We start from the raw sequence: 14559 nt of genomic DNA on the forward strand, positions 1-14559 counted from the left end.
ACTTCCTTAGAGGGATGGAAACACAGTTTCTTGAAAACCATTAACAGGAGTACCATATATCTTCCTAAACTTCCTTAGAGGGATGGAAACTCTGGTTCATCTTGTAATGGTAAATAGGAAATATTAGCTTCCTAAACTTCCTTAGAGGGATGGAAACTGAAAGGTGAGAATTGTGTGGGGAAAATTGTCACACTTCCTAAACTTCCTTAGAGGGATGGAAACAAAAGGAAAATTTAAAAAACAAATTGAAGATTGGGCACTTCCTAAACTTCCTTAGAGGGATGGAAACAATGGACTGGAAATTATCCTTGTCTTTGTTATGGTACTTCCTAAACTTCCTTAGAGGGATGGAAACCTCCTTTCATCAGGCCAGTGCCCATCTCCAAGTAACCCTTCCTAAACTTCCTTAGAGGGATGGAAACCGGGGACGCAGAGCGGGGCGAACCTGCAGCTGAGCGCGCTTCCTAAACTTCCTTAGAGGGATGGAAACGGTCGTAGACCTCATTGTGTCGGATGCCCGTCTCGCCCTTCCTAAACTTCCTTAGAGGGATGGAAACCCACAGGCCGGACGTACCGGTTCAATCCAAAAAATCACTTCCTAAACTTCCTTAGAGGGATGGAAACATGAGTGTTTCATCTACAACAGCCCGCCACTGATTCCTTCCTAAACTTCCTTAGGGGGATGGAAACCAGCTCCCGCAAGTACTCGCCCATGCTTTGCCCCGCTTCCTAAACTTCCTTAGAGGGATGGAAACAGCACGCCTTTTCGGAGAATAAAATCGAGGTGGGAAATGCTTCCTAAACTTCCTTAGAGGGATGGAAACTCGACGGGCTCGTGCACGACGTGAAGCCCGCGACCCTCTTCCTAAACTTCCTTAGAGGGATGGAAACTCGTCCGAGAGACGGAACGAAAGGTGGTGACGGTACGCTTCCTAAACTTCCTTAGAGGGATGGAAACTGTGGCCAGCGGCACGATGTGCGGGCGGCGCATCTTCTTCCTAAACTTCCTTAGAGGGATGGAAACCGGCTGTGATGAGGATTCAGTACAACGATGGTTCCAGCCTTCCTAAACTTCCTTAGAGGGATGGAAACGGCTCACGAGCCAACAGGGCCAGTATTCCATCATGCTTCCTAAACTTCCTTAGAGGGATGGAAACCGTCGCCCCCGAAAAATCCTTCCTCCAGCCGCGATTTCCTTCCTAAACTTCCTTAGAGGGATGGAAACCAGAAGTTGTCCATTCTTCTTTACCGCGCTGATAGTCTTCCTAAACTTCCTTAGAGGGATGGAAACATGCGGTTCTGCGCGCCGTACTGATCGTTCCCCTCCTTCCTAAACTTCCTTAGAGGGATGGAAACCTCAAGGTCCGTACTTTGTTGGCGGAACAGACGAAGCTTCCTAAACTTCCTTAGAGGGATGGAAACTAGAAGTACTCCGGAGCGCACAGGTCGTCCTCGATGCTTCCTAAACTTCCTTAGAGGGATGGAAACGTACGACTGAGTTTTTCCATGGTAGGCGTCATAAACCCTTCCTAAACTGGCTCCTCGCTAGAAGGAGTGGGTGGTTTATAAAAGGCTACCATTATGATATCCTTGGAACATTATGAAGGACATCGAACTGTTTCAAATAGCGCTTGGGATATCGTCGCCGTGGTTTGTCAAATCCCTGGAGTTGGACCCTGCAGCTAAGAGGCTTGATATCCACCTGGACTTTCAAAAGGGCTCTAAATTCACCTGTCCCGAATGCGGGGCAGAGGGTCGGAAAGTTCACGATACTGCGGAAAAGACCTGGAGACATCTCAATTTCTTTCAGTATGAGGCTTACCTTACGGCCAGGTGTCAGGCGACAGTATAAACTGACCCATAGGCGACAGAGGAAACTGACCCACCCTCAGAGGAAAGATGAGGGGAGGGGTTTTGTATGGTTCAGCGTTCTGCCAAACTGTTGAGTGGAACAACCCTACAGTTGGCAGGTGAGGGAGCTATCAAACATCAGGACGAAGTTTCAGCCATGCTGCGGCTTCATTCTCAGGGATGGAGCATCCACAAATTATCGAGGGAGTTCTCCATGAGCCGGGTTACGGTTCGTAAATACCTCCGCAACGGCGGAGTTGTGAAGTACAACCTTACGGACAAGCGTGTTTTTCAGGGAGCCCTTCGGGGTCACGAGGACTGGCTCCACGAGAAATTTTTTCAGCACGGCGGTAATGCCGACGTTATCCGGCAGGAGTTGGAGTCGGAGAAGGGGATAGCCGTTTCGCTGCGTACGGTAGAGCGTGCAGTGCAGGCGCATCGTGAGGTTTTAGGCCGGGAGGCTTTAGCAACCGTTCGCTTTGAGACGCCCCCAGGCCATCAAATGCAGATAGACTTTGGAGAGAAGAGAGTCCTGATAGGGGGGACTGAGGTCAAGGTGTACTTTTTTGTCTCGAAGCTTGGGTACTCCCGTCGTCTCTACGTTAAAGCCTTCGAGCATGAGAACCAACAGGCTTGGTTTCAGGGGATGGAGGATTCCTTTGCGTATTTTGGAGGAGTTCCTGCGGAGGTTTTGACGGACAATCCCCGGGCTTTGGTCACAGAGCACAACCCCAGGACACGAGAGCTTTTGCTGAACGAGAAGTTCAAAGCGTTTGCAGATTATTGGGGCTTCACCCCACGGGCTTGCGCGCCCTTCCGGGCCCGCACGAAGGGAAAGGTGGAGAACGGGGTCCGTTACGTGAAGCGGAACTGCATCGCGGGTCGGGAGTTCTCAAGCTGGTCGGATATGGAACGGCATATTGCGAACTGGCTTCGTACGGAGTCGGACGGGCGGGTGTTGACAGATGCCTCGGACACGCCGTTGTGCCGTTTTGAGTCGACGGAGAGAGCAGCGCTCCGGCCCGCTCATGGCAGAGCCCCGTTTGTCCAGGTCCGGGAGTATGTGAGGAAGGTGCCCTCGGACGCCCATGTGGTTGTGGACACGAACCGTTACAGTGTGCCGTGGTCGGCCATCGGCAAACGTGTCCAGGTGCAGGTTACAGAAGCGGAGGTCGTGATTTACCAGTCTGACGGTACGGAGTTGGCGCGGCATGTCCTGCAGCCCGGCACGCACCAGAAGAGCACGGACAAGGAGCACCTTAGAGGAATTATGTATTGTGGTGGGGAGGGGGAAAGCTCCTCTTTGCGCGTGGTCACGACAGATTCCTTGAGCCGTCCGCTGAGTGAGTACGAAGAAGCAGTGCAGGCGTCATGAGCAAGGTTATTGACGAGGAGCATTTCATGAGTCTGCTGGGTCGTCTGAAGCTGACTGGCATTCGAGAGAATCTGGATACTTTGTTGGACGCAGCGTCCAAGGAGGGGCTGAGCTACCGCGAGGTTTTGTACCGTCTTTGCTGCGAGGAGGCGCGGCATAAGGACATCCGTCGAATCCAGATGGGGCTGAGGATCGCCCACTTCCCGTGTGTGAGGACGCTTGATGGTTTCGATTGGGGATCGAGTTCAGCGGACCGTCGTCAGCTTGAGGAGCTGAGTCACTGTCGGTGGGTGGCGAATGGGGACAGTTTGCTTTTTCTGGGACCGCCCGGAGTGGGTAAAACGCATCTGGCTATAGCTCTGGGCAGAGCGTCGATAGAGCGGGGCTACTCGGTTCTGTTCACCACGGCGGTTGCCTTGCTGGCGAGTCTGAGCAAGAGCAAGAATGAGCTTCGTCTTGAGGAGCGGTTGTCCTTTTTCAGCAAGCCGAAGCTGCTGATAGTAGACGAGCTGGGTTACCTTCCCCTTGAGCGCGAAAGCGCGCACCTGTTTTTTCAGCTTGTGTCCAGGAGATACGAGAGGGGCAGCCTTCTTCTGACGAGTAACCGGAGCGTATCGGAATGGGGGGACGTGTTTGGAGACAACGTCGTGGCCACTGCAACTTTAGACCGCCTGCTGCACCACTCGACGGTGGTGACGCTTCGGGGGGACAGTTATCGGCTGCTTGAAAAGCGCCGTTCGGGCTTAATGCGAAAGGAGCAGGATATCGCAGGACAATGAACAGGGCTCAAGGGGGGTCAGTTTTCGATGTCGCCCATGGGTCAATTTTGCATGTCGCTTGACAGCCAGGGTCCCAAGGGTTCACTGCGACGCCTGTGGCGTCCACCTGGTTCCCGTCCCCTGGGCGCGTAAGGGCAGCGGGTTTACTTTGCTTTTCGAGGCGTTGGTCCTGTCCCTGGCTCCAGCTATGCCCATCAAGACCTTGGCGAAGGAGCTGAATATGCACGACACACGCCTCTGGCGCGTGGTCAGACATTACACGGAACAAGCCCTCGAACGGAGGGTTCTGTCGCAGGTCCGCAATGTCGGATTCGACGAAACCTCCAGCAAGCGAGGGCACGATTATGTATCAGTTTTCGTGGATCCGGATACGTCGAAGGTCATCTTCGCCACGGAGGGCAAGGACTCGAGCACTTTGGGTCGATTCAAGACATTCCTCGAGGAGCACGGCGGCCGAGGCGAAGCCATCGAGCGGATGTGCTGCGACATGTCGCAAGCCTTCATCAAAGGGGCGCGAGAACACTTCCCGGGTGCGAAGCTGACGTTCGACAAATTTCATGTCATGAAGGCGGTGAACGATGCGGTGGACAGCGTCCGTCGCGAGGAGCGCAAGGAGGACCCGAGCCTGGCGCACACCCGTTATCTTTGGCTGAAGAACCCTCACAACCTGACGGAGAGGCAAAAAGAGCGGCTAGGGGAGCTGAGTCTGAGGAAGCACAATCGAAAGACCGCGCGAGCCTATCAGATGAAGCTGAGTTTCCAGGAGATTTTCAAGAGATTTCGCCATCGTGAAGAAGGGGAGCTGTTACTGAAGAAATGGTATTTCTGGGCTACGCACAGTCGTCTGAGTGCGATGATTGGCGCGGCTCGCACGATCAGGCATCATTGGGATGGAGTTCTTCAGTGGTTTGAGTCGCATATCAACAACGGCATTCTCGAGGGGATCAACAGCTCGATCCAGGCCTGTAAGGCGAGGGCCAGGGGCTACAGGAGCAAGGAGAACCTCATCTCAATGATTTACCTCATCGCAGGAAAACTACAGATAGGGCTACCCACTTAAAAAAGCGAGGAGCCCCTAAACTTCCTTAGAGGGATGGAAACTCACGAGGAGGCGGGGCATTACACCGCCTCCTCCAAACTTCCTAAACTTCCTTAGAGGGATGGAAACGAGGAGAGGGATAAGGTAATCGGGCAGAAGGTAAAGACTTCCTAAACTTCCTTAGAGGGATGGAAACAATCGAGCCAATGAAAACATCACCGGAAAATCTTGCTTCCTAAACTTCCTTAGAGGGATGGAAACCCTCCTGTGCCGTTCGGTGTGTCATAGAACCCATCCACTTCCTAAACTTCCTTAGAGGGATGGAAACTAGCGCGGCAGATTATGCCGCTATGGGAACGCTGTGCCTTCCTAAACTTCCTTAGAGGGATGGAAACACGGGACGGTACCCAGCCCACGACCGCATCAGCTCCACTTCCTAAACTTCCTTAGAGGGATGGAAACTGTTTCGCGGCGGGGGGTGGCGCCCGGACCGTCGGGGTCCTTCCTAAACTTCCTTAGAGGGATGGAAACCGATATCAAGAGCAAGACGGTCTGGCGCGGGGACCAGCTTCCTAAACTTCCTTAGAGGGATGGAAACATGCGCTGCCAGTGGACACCGGGCAGCCCCACCCGCATTTCCTAAACTTCCTTAGAAGAGGGATGGAAACAGCAGAATCCGCCGCGCTGGCGTACAAGCCCTGGCGCTTCTGAAACTTCCTTAGCTTAACACTGTTTTTGCAAACAGTCCCTGCAAGGTGCTATTTTTTTGCCCGCGGTTTGGGGGAGGGCGGCCGGCGGCGCCCGTCCGGCAAAAGTTAAGGAAACAAAAGTCGGAGCGGGGGGAGACAAAAGGACGAAAAAAGAGATACAATAAAAAATGCTGCAAAAAATTCGGGAGGGCACGCCGCGCGCCGGAGGTGGACGATGAAGAACGAGCTGGACTACATTCAAATCGAGGACGGGCTTGGGGGGAATCAGGACTGGTTCCCGGAGTGGGACATGTACCACGGCGGGTGTGCGGCGGTGACGGCGTGCGACCTGTGCATCTACCTGGCGCTCCGCGAGGACGCCGAGAGCCTCTACCCCTACGACCTGCGCCACCTCAACCGGGAGGACTTCCTCCGCTTCGCCAGGGACATGAAGCCCTACCTGTCGCCGCGTTCCCACGGGATCGACTTCCTTGAGATCTACATCGAGGGGCTGTCGCAGTACTGGCGCGACGCCGGCGGCAGCGGCCGGCGCCTGGAGGGGCTGTCCGGCACGGTGCCCTTTGAGGAGGCGCGTGGGGTGGTTCGGGAGCAACTGAGTAGCGGCCTTCCCGTCCCCTACCTGATGCTGCGCCACCAGGACGACGCGCTGGAGGATTTTGAGTGGCACTGGTTCAACCTGGCCGGATACGAGGAGGCGGGGGACGACCTGATGGTGGAGGCCGTCACCTACGGCAAGCCGCACTGGCTGAGCCTGCGGCGGATGTGGAACTCGGGGGAGGACCGGCGCGGCGGCGTCATCCGCGTGTCCCGGTGAAGGGGCGCCCCTTGCCCGCGGATTGATGTGCCGGAGAGCGGCGGGCAGGCTCGGAACGGTGAGGCCCTTCTCCGCTCCGAACACGAGGAAGAGGTCCGTCATACGACGTAAATAAACAGGTGCCTGTTGATTTGATCTTGACAGCCTCGCAGGGAGGGGGATATCATGGGCTTATATAACAGGTGCCTGTGGTATTTGTGGGGAGGGATGGGAATGGACGACGTTTGCAGGGATATCTACGAAAAGCTGTCTTTCGTGCAATGGCTTTTGCGGCGGCTGCAGATGCTCCGCCATACGGAATACGGCCCTTTTTCGGATATCCATTACGGTCAGGGGCGTGTCCTCGCCTTTCTGAAGGTCCAGCCGAAGATCGCCACGAAGGACCTGGCGTACCTGTTGGGGCTCCGACAGCAATCGCTCAACGAGCTTCTCAACCGCCTGGAGCAGGGCGGCTACGTTGAGCGGAAGCCCTCGGAGGAGGATCGGCGGGTGATGATCGTCCACCTGACGGACAAGGGGAAGGAGCTGCGGCAGCCCGAAAGCGATTGGGCAAGCGTCTTTGGCTGCTTGTCGGGCGAGGAACTTTCCGCCCTGAGCCGTTACCTGGACCGAATCATCGATTCTCTGGAATCGCAGGTGGAGATCCCGTTTGAGGAGCACCTGTCCGCCTGGATGGAGCAGGCGCGCGAGCGCATGGGGGACGAGCGCTTTGAGGAAGCCGTTCGTCAGAGCGGATTCGGCGTGAGGGGAGGGGTTAAAATGTTTCGATGGAGCCGCAGGAGGGGCGAAGACCCGCGCCTCGGCTGCGACCTGCGTGGGCCGGCCCCGAAGGACCTGCCGGGCGCCGAACGGTTTTCCCCGGACTACGACGGCCCGGTGCCGGAGGGGAGGGGCCGGTGCCCCTGGCAGCGGCAGAAGGAAAGCGGCGACGCGGAGGAGTAGCGAAGGGCCTCAAAATTTCAGGCCCCGCTGGCTAAGTTGTCGGGAACGGTCAACCGTATTGTCTCTAGTGCCAGAAATTCATCAGGCCGCGCGAAGCGCACGGGAAAGTTTCAGGGAAGCGCTGAAGGACCCCTTTGGCTTGATGAGCCTTGATCGCTTTCGGCAACTTTTTAAGGTGATTTGGCGCTTCTTTGAAAGTCAAGGAGGGGGCTTCCGTGCAGACCATCTTATCGGTTCGAGGACTGTCCAAGAGCTACGAGGGCTTTTGCCTGCAGGACGTTGACCTGACGTTGGAGGGTGGGATGATCCTGGGCCTTATCGGGGAGAATGGGGCGGGAAAGACCACCACGATCCGGGCCGTCCTGAACCTCGTCGCCATTGATCGGGGCGAGGTCGAGGTCTTCGGCATGCGTTATCGTCATCAGGAGAAGGCCATCAAGGAGCGGCTTGGCGTCGTGCTGGACGACAGCTTTTTGTCGGGCGAGCTGACCGCGCGCGACGTCGGCCTGATTGTGAAGAGCGTTTATCGAAGCTGGGACGAACCCTGTTTTTTCCGAATGTTGCAGTCCCTGCAGCTGCCCCCGGACAAGAGGATCAAGCGGTACTCCAGCGGGATGAAGGCGAAGCTGAAGGTGGCGGCCGCTTTGCCCCACCGCCCCGACCTGCTGGTCCTGGACGAGCCCGCGGCCGGCCTGGACCCGGTGGCGCGAAGGGATATCCTGGACCTGTTGCAGACGTTCGCGGCGGACCCGTCACACGCCGTTCTGATTTCGAGCCATATCACCTCGGACCTGGAGCGCATCGCCGACCGGATCGCCTTCATCCGTCAGGGGCGGATCGTCCTTTCGGGCGCAACGTGCGACCTGATGCGGGACGGGAGCCTTGAGGCCCTGATGCTCCGCCGTCAGAGCCGGAGGGGAGGGATCACCGCATGAGAGCCATCAAGGGCCTTATCGTCAAAGACCTGCTGCAGATGAAGGACTTCAAGTACCCGTTGCTGTTCTGGACGGTCGTCCTGGCCGGCGCCTCCTTCGCCTGGGACAAGCTGCAGTTTCTTCCGCTCCTGATGGCCTTCGGCTTCGGCATGGTGGTCCTGTTCTCCTTCACCTTCGACGAGATGAGCAACGCCGAACGGTACGTCGCCTGCCTGCCCGTCAGCCGGAGGGAGATCGTCCTGTCGAAATACCTCATGGCGTTTGCCAGCAGCGCAGCGGGGGCGGCATCGGGGGTGCTCCTCGGCCTGGCGCTGCAGTGGGGCAAGCACGGCACGGTCGACCAAATCGACAGGTGGCTGGGCTTGGTCCTGGTGGGGGTGTTCCTGATGGCCATCATGAATGCGGTCCAGATCCCCTGCATCTACAAGGGGGGCGCGACGCAGGGGCGAATCCTGGTCTTTGTCCTGCTCGCTGGAGCTGTCCTGGTCGGGTGGGGGCTCCAGCACCTCGCTTCCGCGCTGGGGGCGGACCTGATGAAGTCCCTGGAGGCGATGTTCAACCGCCATTGGCTCCTGGCGTTCCTTGTCCTGACGGCACTCCTTTACGGGGTCTCCTTTCGCATCTCCTGCCGGATTTACGGGAGGAAGGACCTCTGAAATGCCAATTTGCACTCTGGAAGGGGGGCTGCCCCGGAGGGGCTGGGACTGACGGCCCGTGAGCGGTAACGAACGGCAGCCGGAAGGCTCCCCGAAGGGGGGACTGAGGGGTTGTTTGGGCTGAAGGAATTGTCCTCTCGCTGATCCGCTCCCCGCGCTTTCAATCCGCTGCCGCTTTCAGCCTGGCGATTCGGCAATTTAGCGCCGCGTTTTTGGATTGACGATCCGGCTTTGCTGCTTTGTTATAATGAAGGCAAGATAAACGACTGGAGGGCGCGTCATGCCGGAGAAGGACATCACGGAACGGCACCTTGAATCCTATAACGACGTTTTTGCGGACATCATGAACGTGCTGCTCTTCAACGGGCAAAGACGGGTTCTCCCCGACGACCTGCGCGATACGAGGGCGCGCACCCAGTACAAGGCGGACGGTAAACTCCACGAGCAGGAGCGGGACGTCTCCAAGCTGTGGGCTCCGGAAGGGATCGTCATCTCGCTGATCGGCTTTGAGAATCAAACCCGGATCGACAGAGACATGCCGCTTCGGGTGCTGGGATACGAGGGGGCGGATTACCGCAACCAGCTGTCTGAAAAAGGTGGCCTCTACCCCGTGGTCACGCTGGTCCTTTACTTTGGCGAAGAGCCCTGGACGGGGCCTCGGTCGCTCTACGAGAGGGTCCGGGTTCCCGATGAAATGAAGCCGTTTGTGAGTGATCACAGGGTGAATCTCTTTGAGATATCCTTTCTGACGGACGAGCAGGTGGAGCGTTTCACGAGCGACTTCAGGATAGTGGCGGACTACTTTGTGCAGATGAGGAGGAAGCGGGATTACGTTCCCTCCCGTCGGGTTGTCGAGCACGTGGACGGAGTGCTGAAGCTGTTGTCTGCACTGACGCGGGACCATCGATTTGAGGATGCGCAGAATCAATTCAGGGAGGGGGAGAGCGTTACCATGCTGAGCGTTTTGGATAAGGTGGAGGCCAGGGGCATACGACTTGGCAGGACGGAGGGCATACAGCTTGGAGAGGCGAGAGGTATACAACTCGGCCGAACGGAGACGGCGCGGAATCTGCTTCGGATGGGACTGGACTTGGCCAAAATTGCAGAGGCTACCGGACTGTCCCTGGAGGAAGTCCAGTCCCTGAAGGAAACGGGGCAGGCTTAACCGTTTCGCGTTAAAAGCAAACCCCTCCGCCGCCACGCTTTTAAACGCGGTTTGGTTTGAGCTCTGCCGTCCTCTGCGGCTTGAGGGCGCGGAGGAACAGCACGTGGGGCGCGCCGCCCGGCGCGGTCGTGACCTCTGCCTCCACGCGGTACACGCGGCGGATCAGCTCTGGCGTCAGGACGTCCCGCGGCCTTCCGCCGGCGACGACGCACCCGTCGTGCATGACGTACAGGCGGTCGCAGTGCTGCGCGGCCAGGTTCAGGTCGTGCATCACGACGAGGCAGCTGACGCCCGCGCTGCGGATCAGGGCCAGGATCTCCAGCTGATAGTAGACGTCCAGGTGGTTCGTCGGCTCGTCCAGGAGCAGAAGGCCGGCGTCCTGGGCGATGGCCCGCGCGATGAGCGCGCGCTGCTTCTCACCGCCCGACAGCGATGCAAACGTCCGTTCGGCGCAGGGGGTCATCCCGACGTACTCGAGCGCCCGATCGACGAGTTCCTCGTCCCGAGCGTCCGAGCCGCTGAATGGACCCTTGTGAGGATAGCGCCCCATGGCCACGATCTCGCGGACGGTGAACTCGAACTGCGCCGGCATCTCCTGCGGCACGGCGGCGGCGTGCCGCACGGCTTCCTTCGCCCTCAGCCGACCAACCGACCGCCGCAATCCTCCCGAAAGATCGGCTTGCGTAAGGTCGGTCGTCTGGCCGAGCTACGGAAGTCCCCTGGACTTCCTTCGCCCTCAGCCGACCAACCGACCGCCGCAATCCTCCCGAAAGATCGGCTTGCGTAAGGTCGGTCGTCTGGCCGAGCTACGGAAGTCCCCTGGACTTCCTTCGCCCTCAGCCGACCAACCGACCGCCGCAATCCTCCCGAAAGATCGGCTTGCGTAAGGTCGGTCGTCTGGCCGAGGATAAAAAATATGCCGAACATCGTAAAAAGCTCCCTGAAAACCATCAGCAGGGAGACCAACCGAACGGTTTTTCAGGGGACGCACCCGGCGACGTCGCCGAAAGAATGGCTTAGGGCTCCGGTTCCCTCTCGACTAGGGCTACGGCACGTATCGGAGACCCGCTGCCGGCACGGATCCTCAGGGGAAGCCCCATATAGATGAAACGCTTCCCGACCACCTTGTCCAGGTTGCACAGGTTCTCCGTATTCGTGATTCCGAACTCCCCGCAGACGAGATGACCGGAGAAATCCAGGTCGTCGGGGGTCTGGTCGATTGCCGGAGAATCGACGCCGATGTTCACCACGCCTTTTTCGGCCAGCCACTTTGCGGCCTCATAGGATACGCCGGAGTGCTTGGCCGTGATGCCACCATACCCCCTGTCGGGATACGTCCTCTCGTAGTGCCCCGTGTACATCAGGAAGATGTCCCCTTTTCGGATATCGAGGCCATGCTTCTCCAAGGCCTCCTCGATATCCTTCACCTCGATGTAGTCCGGATACCGGACGTGCCGGAGGTCGACGCAGATGGCATCCCCATAGAAGAGCTCCAGCGCCATTTTCTCGATGGTCGGCCCATCCGGCTTGAACTCCCAGACCGCGTCGGAATGCGTGGGGCCGTGCTCGCTGATCAACATGTTCCTGGCCGAGAACCCAAGGGTCTTGGAGCCCGTATCCTTCATGTTCTGTTCGTGGGTCTGGTTCACCATGAAAAAGGTCTTTTGATGCATGCCGAAAACAGGCATCCCCTCATAGATCTCCTGGCTCAAATCGATGATTTTCCACTTCTGGTTGAAGTTCATGAGTCCCCCTCCTCCTCGACTCCATTCACCGGACAACGACCCCTCAGCGCCACGCGATACGGAATACCACACTAAAAATCCGTTACGGACACCACCCCCTCCGCCATCACCTGCGGCTGTCCTTTCCATGCCCGACATGAGGCTATGCACGATTTTCCCGAAAACGGATAAAAATTTCAGCTATCGACTTTATCCTGCGAGATGGATCCGCTTCGAGTACACCATGGCGTCAGAACGAAACCATAAGTCATAAACGGATCAAAAGCGCACGAATACAGGCGGACAAGAAGGCCACCGGAAGGGAGACGAACCACTTCGGCTCACTCCCTCGAGTTTCGGGCGACCGCGAAGGAAATAAAACGTAGAACTGTGCAACTTAATGCCATTCTATGCCCCGAAAAGGCATAATGTCATCAGATAAAACCACAAAATAATAAAAATATTTTTGTTGTTTTTTGATAAAAAAAGGGTTTTTGTCGTTCGGAACTGAGGCTCCCTGTCCTGACGGTGCTCCTCTATGGGGTCTCTTTCTGGATAGCCTGACCGATTTACCGAAGGAAGGACATCGGATACCAAATCGCGTCTAATGTGGATTGCCTCCCCTTGCAGGGAGGCGAAACGCATCTTCCGACCCTTTAGGCCACCTCCCCTTTTTGGAAGGCGAGCCACGCTTTTAAGCGCGGTTTGGTTTGAGCTCTGCCGTCCTCTGCGGCTTGAGGGCGCGGAGGAACAGCACGTGGGGCGCGCCGCCCGGCGCGGTCGTGACCTCTGCCTCCACGCGGTACACGCGGCGGATCAGCTCCGGGGTCAGGACGTCCCGCGGCCTTCCGCCGGCGACGACGCGCCCGTCGTGCATGACGTACAGGCGGTCGCAGTGCTGCGCGGCCAGGTTCAGGTCGTGCATCACGACGAGGCAACTGACGCCGGCGCTGCGGATCAGGTCCAGGATCTCCAACTGATAGTAGACGTCCAGGTGATTCGTCGGCTCGTCCAGGAGCAGAAGGCCGGCGTCCTGGGCGATGGCCCGCGCGATGAGCGCGCGCTGCTTCTCACCGCCCGACAGCGATGCAAACGTCCGTTCGGCGCAGGGGGTCATCCCGACGTACTCGAGCGCCCGATCGACGAGCGCCTCGTCCCGCGCGTCCACGCCGCTGAAGGGCCCCTTGTGGGGATAGCGCCCCATGGCCACGATCTCGCGGACGGTGAACTCGAACTGCGTCGGCATCTCCTGCGGCACGGCGGCAGCGTGCCGCGCGGCCTCCTTCACCGGCATCCGCCACAGGTCGCGGCCGTCCAGGAGGACGGTGCCGCCCTGGGGCCGGCTGGCGCGGTAGATGCAGCGCAGCAGGCTGGACTTCCCGCTGCCGTTCGGGCCGATGACGCCCACGAACTCGCCCTCCTCCACCGTGAGTGAGACGCCCTGGACGATGGGGCGGCCCTCCGCGCCCCATCGGAGGGCCTCGACCTTCAGCGTTGCGCTCATGACCGCCCCTGCCTCCCGCTCCGCCTGAGGAGCCAGATGAAGAACGGCGCGCCGACGAAGCCCGTCACGACGCCGAGGGGGAGCTCACGGGGCGCCAGAACCGCGCGGGAGAAGGCGTCCGCGAGAATGAGGAAGATGGCGCCGACCAGCGCGCCCAGGGGCAGGATGCGCCGATGGTCCGCGCCGACGGTCATGCGCATGACGTGCGGCACCACGAGCCCAACGAAGCCGATGGAGCCGCTGACGGCCACCAGCGTTCCCGTCAGGAGCGACGTGAGCGCGAACAGGAAGCGTCTGAAGCGCCGGACGTCCACGCCCAGAGCCGCCGCGCTTTCGTCCCCCAGCATCAGCGCGTTGAGGGACCGCCCCTGAAGGACGAGGAGGACGAGGCAGGCCGCGGTGACCGCGAGGGGGATCGGAAGCCGGTCCCAACGCGCGCCGCCCAGACCGCCCAGCATCCAGAACATCGCGCTCTCGGCCCCGCTCCGCTGGTTGAGGTAGACCATGAAGTTCGTGAGGGCCGTGAACATGTAGCTGACGGCCAGCCCCGACAGGATCATGCGCATGGGCGTGAGCCCTTCCCCCTGCGCGGCGATGAGGAGGACGAGGCCGAAGGCCAGGAGGGAGCCGAGGAAGGCCATGAGGAAGACGGTGGACAGGCCGGTGTAGCTGCTGCCCAGGACCTTTCCCAGGAGCAGGAGGGCCGCCACTGCGCCCGCACAGCCGCCGGAGGAGATGCCGAGCAGGTAGGGGTCCGCCAGGGAGTTGCGCACCAGCGACTGGATGGCCGCGCCGGCCATCATCAGCCCGGCCCCGACGATGGCCCCCAGGAGCACGCGGGGAAGCCGGAGCTGCCAGACGATGCTGACCTCGTTCTGCGGCCAGTCCTGAGCCATGGCCTGCCAGTCGGGGAAGACCTGATGCAGGACGATGCCCCAGACCCTTCCGAAGGGGATGGGCACCGGACCGGTGGAGACGCCGAAGGTCATCGTCAGGAGCAGGAGGGCGAGGAGGACGAGCGCGGGAACGCCCGTCCTCCTGAAGGGGGAGAGAGGACTCATGAGA

General features: G+C 58.9%; 13 protein-coding genes and 2 CRISPR repeat arrays (1 of these 15 cut by a window edge). Of the genes, 9 read left to right on the plus strand and 4 right to left on the minus strand.

Translation table 11 applies throughout. From position 1 onward, the window contains the following. Positions 1–1488: a CRISPR direct-repeat array (repeat unit 30 nt; unit sequence CTTCCTAAACTTCCTTAGAGGGATGGAAAC); it begins 10310 nt to the left of the window's first position. Positions 1489–1600: 112 nt separating this feature from the next. From ACK28C_RS05445 to ACK28C_RS05485, 9 genes are all read left to right on the plus strand, one after another. Further along, positions 1601–1852 carry a transposase family protein gene (locus ACK28C_RS05445; protein WP_409152566.1) on the plus strand — a complete coding sequence of 84 codons (252 nt, stop codon included), beginning with the start codon at positions 1601–1603 and terminating at the stop codon, positions 1850–1852. Positions 1853–1918: 66 nt separating this feature from the next. Continuing rightward, positions 1919–3226, plus strand: a complete 1308-nt coding sequence (gene istA, locus ACK28C_RS05450) for an IS21 family transposase (RefSeq protein ID WP_409151924.1) — start codon at positions 1919–1921, stop codon at positions 3224–3226. Next, on the plus strand, positions 3223–4005 hold the full coding sequence (istB, locus tag ACK28C_RS05455) for an IS21-like element helper ATPase IstB (protein WP_409152487.1): 783 nt from the start codon (positions 3223–3225) through the stop codon (positions 4003–4005). The genes istA and istB overlap by 4 nt, the downstream gene beginning before the upstream one ends. Then, positions 3989–5065 (plus strand): ISL3 family transposase, encoded by a 1077-nt coding sequence (locus tag ACK28C_RS05460; protein ID WP_409152639.1) that lies wholly within the window; start codon positions 3989–3991, stop codon positions 5063–5065. The genes istB and ACK28C_RS05460 overlap by 17 nt, the downstream gene beginning before the upstream one ends. A gap of 11 nt (positions 5066–5076) precedes the next feature. After that, a CRISPR array of direct repeats spans positions 5077–5642; the repeat unit is 30 nt; unit sequence CTTCCTAAACTTCCTTAGAGGGATGGAAAC. Positions 5643–5968: 326 nt separating this feature from the next. Then, positions 5969–6568, plus strand: a complete 600-nt coding sequence (locus ACK28C_RS05465) for a hypothetical protein (protein ID WP_409152567.1) — start codon at positions 5969–5971, stop codon at positions 6566–6568. A gap of 213 nt (positions 6569–6781) precedes the next feature. Next, positions 6782–7510, plus strand: a complete 729-nt coding sequence (locus tag ACK28C_RS05470; protein WP_015556829.1) for a MarR family winged helix-turn-helix transcriptional regulator — start codon at positions 6782–6784, stop codon at positions 7508–7510. Between the two features lie 215 nt (positions 7511–7725). Continuing rightward, positions 7726–8445, plus strand: coding sequence for an ABC transporter ATP-binding protein (locus ACK28C_RS05475; protein WP_409152568.1), 720 nt, complete (start codon positions 7726–7728; stop codon positions 8443–8445). After that, the gene (locus tag ACK28C_RS05480; RefSeq protein WP_409152569.1) at positions 8442–9101 is read left to right on the plus strand and encodes an ABC-2 transporter permease; all 660 of its coding nucleotides are present in this window, start codon (positions 8442–8444) and stop codon (positions 9099–9101) included. Before ACK28C_RS05475 ends, ACK28C_RS05480 begins: the two co-directional genes overlap by 4 nt. Positions 9102–9381: 280 nt before the next feature. Further along, complete coding sequence (locus ACK28C_RS05485; RefSeq protein ID WP_409152570.1) at positions 9382–10266, plus strand: Rpn family recombination-promoting nuclease/putative transposase; 885 nt, start codon at positions 9382–9384, stop codon at positions 10264–10266. A gap of 40 nt (positions 10267–10306) precedes the next feature. On the opposite strand, the gene ACK28C_RS05490 is transcribed toward ACK28C_RS05485, so the two are convergent. From ACK28C_RS05490 to ACK28C_RS05505, 4 genes are all read right to left on the minus strand, one after another. After that, positions 10307–10927, minus strand: a complete 621-nt coding sequence (locus ACK28C_RS05490; protein ID WP_409152571.1) for an ABC transporter ATP-binding protein — start codon at positions 10925–10927, stop codon at positions 10307–10309. Positions 10928–11282: 355 nt separating this feature from the next. Further along, complete coding sequence (locus ACK28C_RS05495; RefSeq protein WP_015556830.1) at positions 11283–12011, minus strand: cyclase family protein; 729 nt, start codon at positions 12009–12011, stop codon at positions 11283–11285. Between the two features lie 673 nt (positions 12012–12684). After that, the gene (locus ACK28C_RS05500; protein ID WP_015556831.1) at positions 12685–13494 is read right to left on the minus strand and encodes an ABC transporter ATP-binding protein; all 810 of its coding nucleotides are present in this window, start codon (positions 13492–13494) and stop codon (positions 12685–12687) included. Next, positions 13491–14555 carry an iron ABC transporter permease gene (locus ACK28C_RS05505; RefSeq protein ID WP_015556832.1) on the minus strand — a complete coding sequence of 355 codons (1065 nt, stop codon included), beginning with the start codon at positions 14553–14555 and terminating at the stop codon, positions 13491–13493. Before ACK28C_RS05505 ends, ACK28C_RS05500 begins: the two co-directional genes overlap by 4 nt. Positions 14556–14559: the final 4 nt, after the last annotated feature.

It is taken from the genome of Fretibacterium fastidiosum, from assembly GCF_964642095.1.
Lineage (GTDB): Bacteria > Synergistota > Synergistia > Synergistales > Aminobacteriaceae > Fretibacterium > Fretibacterium fastidiosum.

Coding starts and splice junctions, on each gene's coding strand:
- ACK28C_RS05505 (WP_015556832.1), bottom strand. CDS start 14,555: ATGAGTCCTCTCTCCCCCTTCAGGAGGACGGGCGTTCCCGCGCTCGTC.
- istA (WP_409151924.1), top strand. CDS start 1,919: ATGGTTCAGCGTTCTGCCAAACTGTTGAGTGGAACAACCCTACAGTTG.
- ACK28C_RS05465 (WP_409152567.1), top strand. CDS start 5,969: ATGAAGAACGAGCTGGACTACATTCAAATCGAGGACGGGCTTGGGGGG.
- ACK28C_RS05480 (WP_409152569.1), top strand. CDS start 8,442: ATGAGAGCCATCAAGGGCCTTATCGTCAAAGACCTGCTGCAGATGAAG.
- ACK28C_RS05495 (WP_015556830.1), bottom strand. CDS start 12,011: ATGAACTTCAACCAGAAGTGGAAAATCATCGATTTGAGCCAGGAGATC.
- ACK28C_RS05470 (WP_015556829.1), top strand. CDS start 6,782: ATGGACGACGTTTGCAGGGATATCTACGAAAAGCTGTCTTTCGTGCAA.
- ACK28C_RS05500 (WP_015556831.1), bottom strand. CDS start 13,494: ATGAGCGCAACGCTGAAGGTCGAGGCCCTCCGATGGGGCGCGGAGGGC.
- ACK28C_RS05445 (WP_409152566.1), top strand. CDS start 1,601: ATGAAGGACATCGAACTGTTTCAAATAGCGCTTGGGATATCGTCGCCG.
- istB (WP_409152487.1), top strand. CDS start 3,223: ATGAGCAAGGTTATTGACGAGGAGCATTTCATGAGTCTGCTGGGTCGT.
- ACK28C_RS05485 (WP_409152570.1), top strand. CDS start 9,382: ATGCCGGAGAAGGACATCACGGAACGGCACCTTGAATCCTATAACGAC.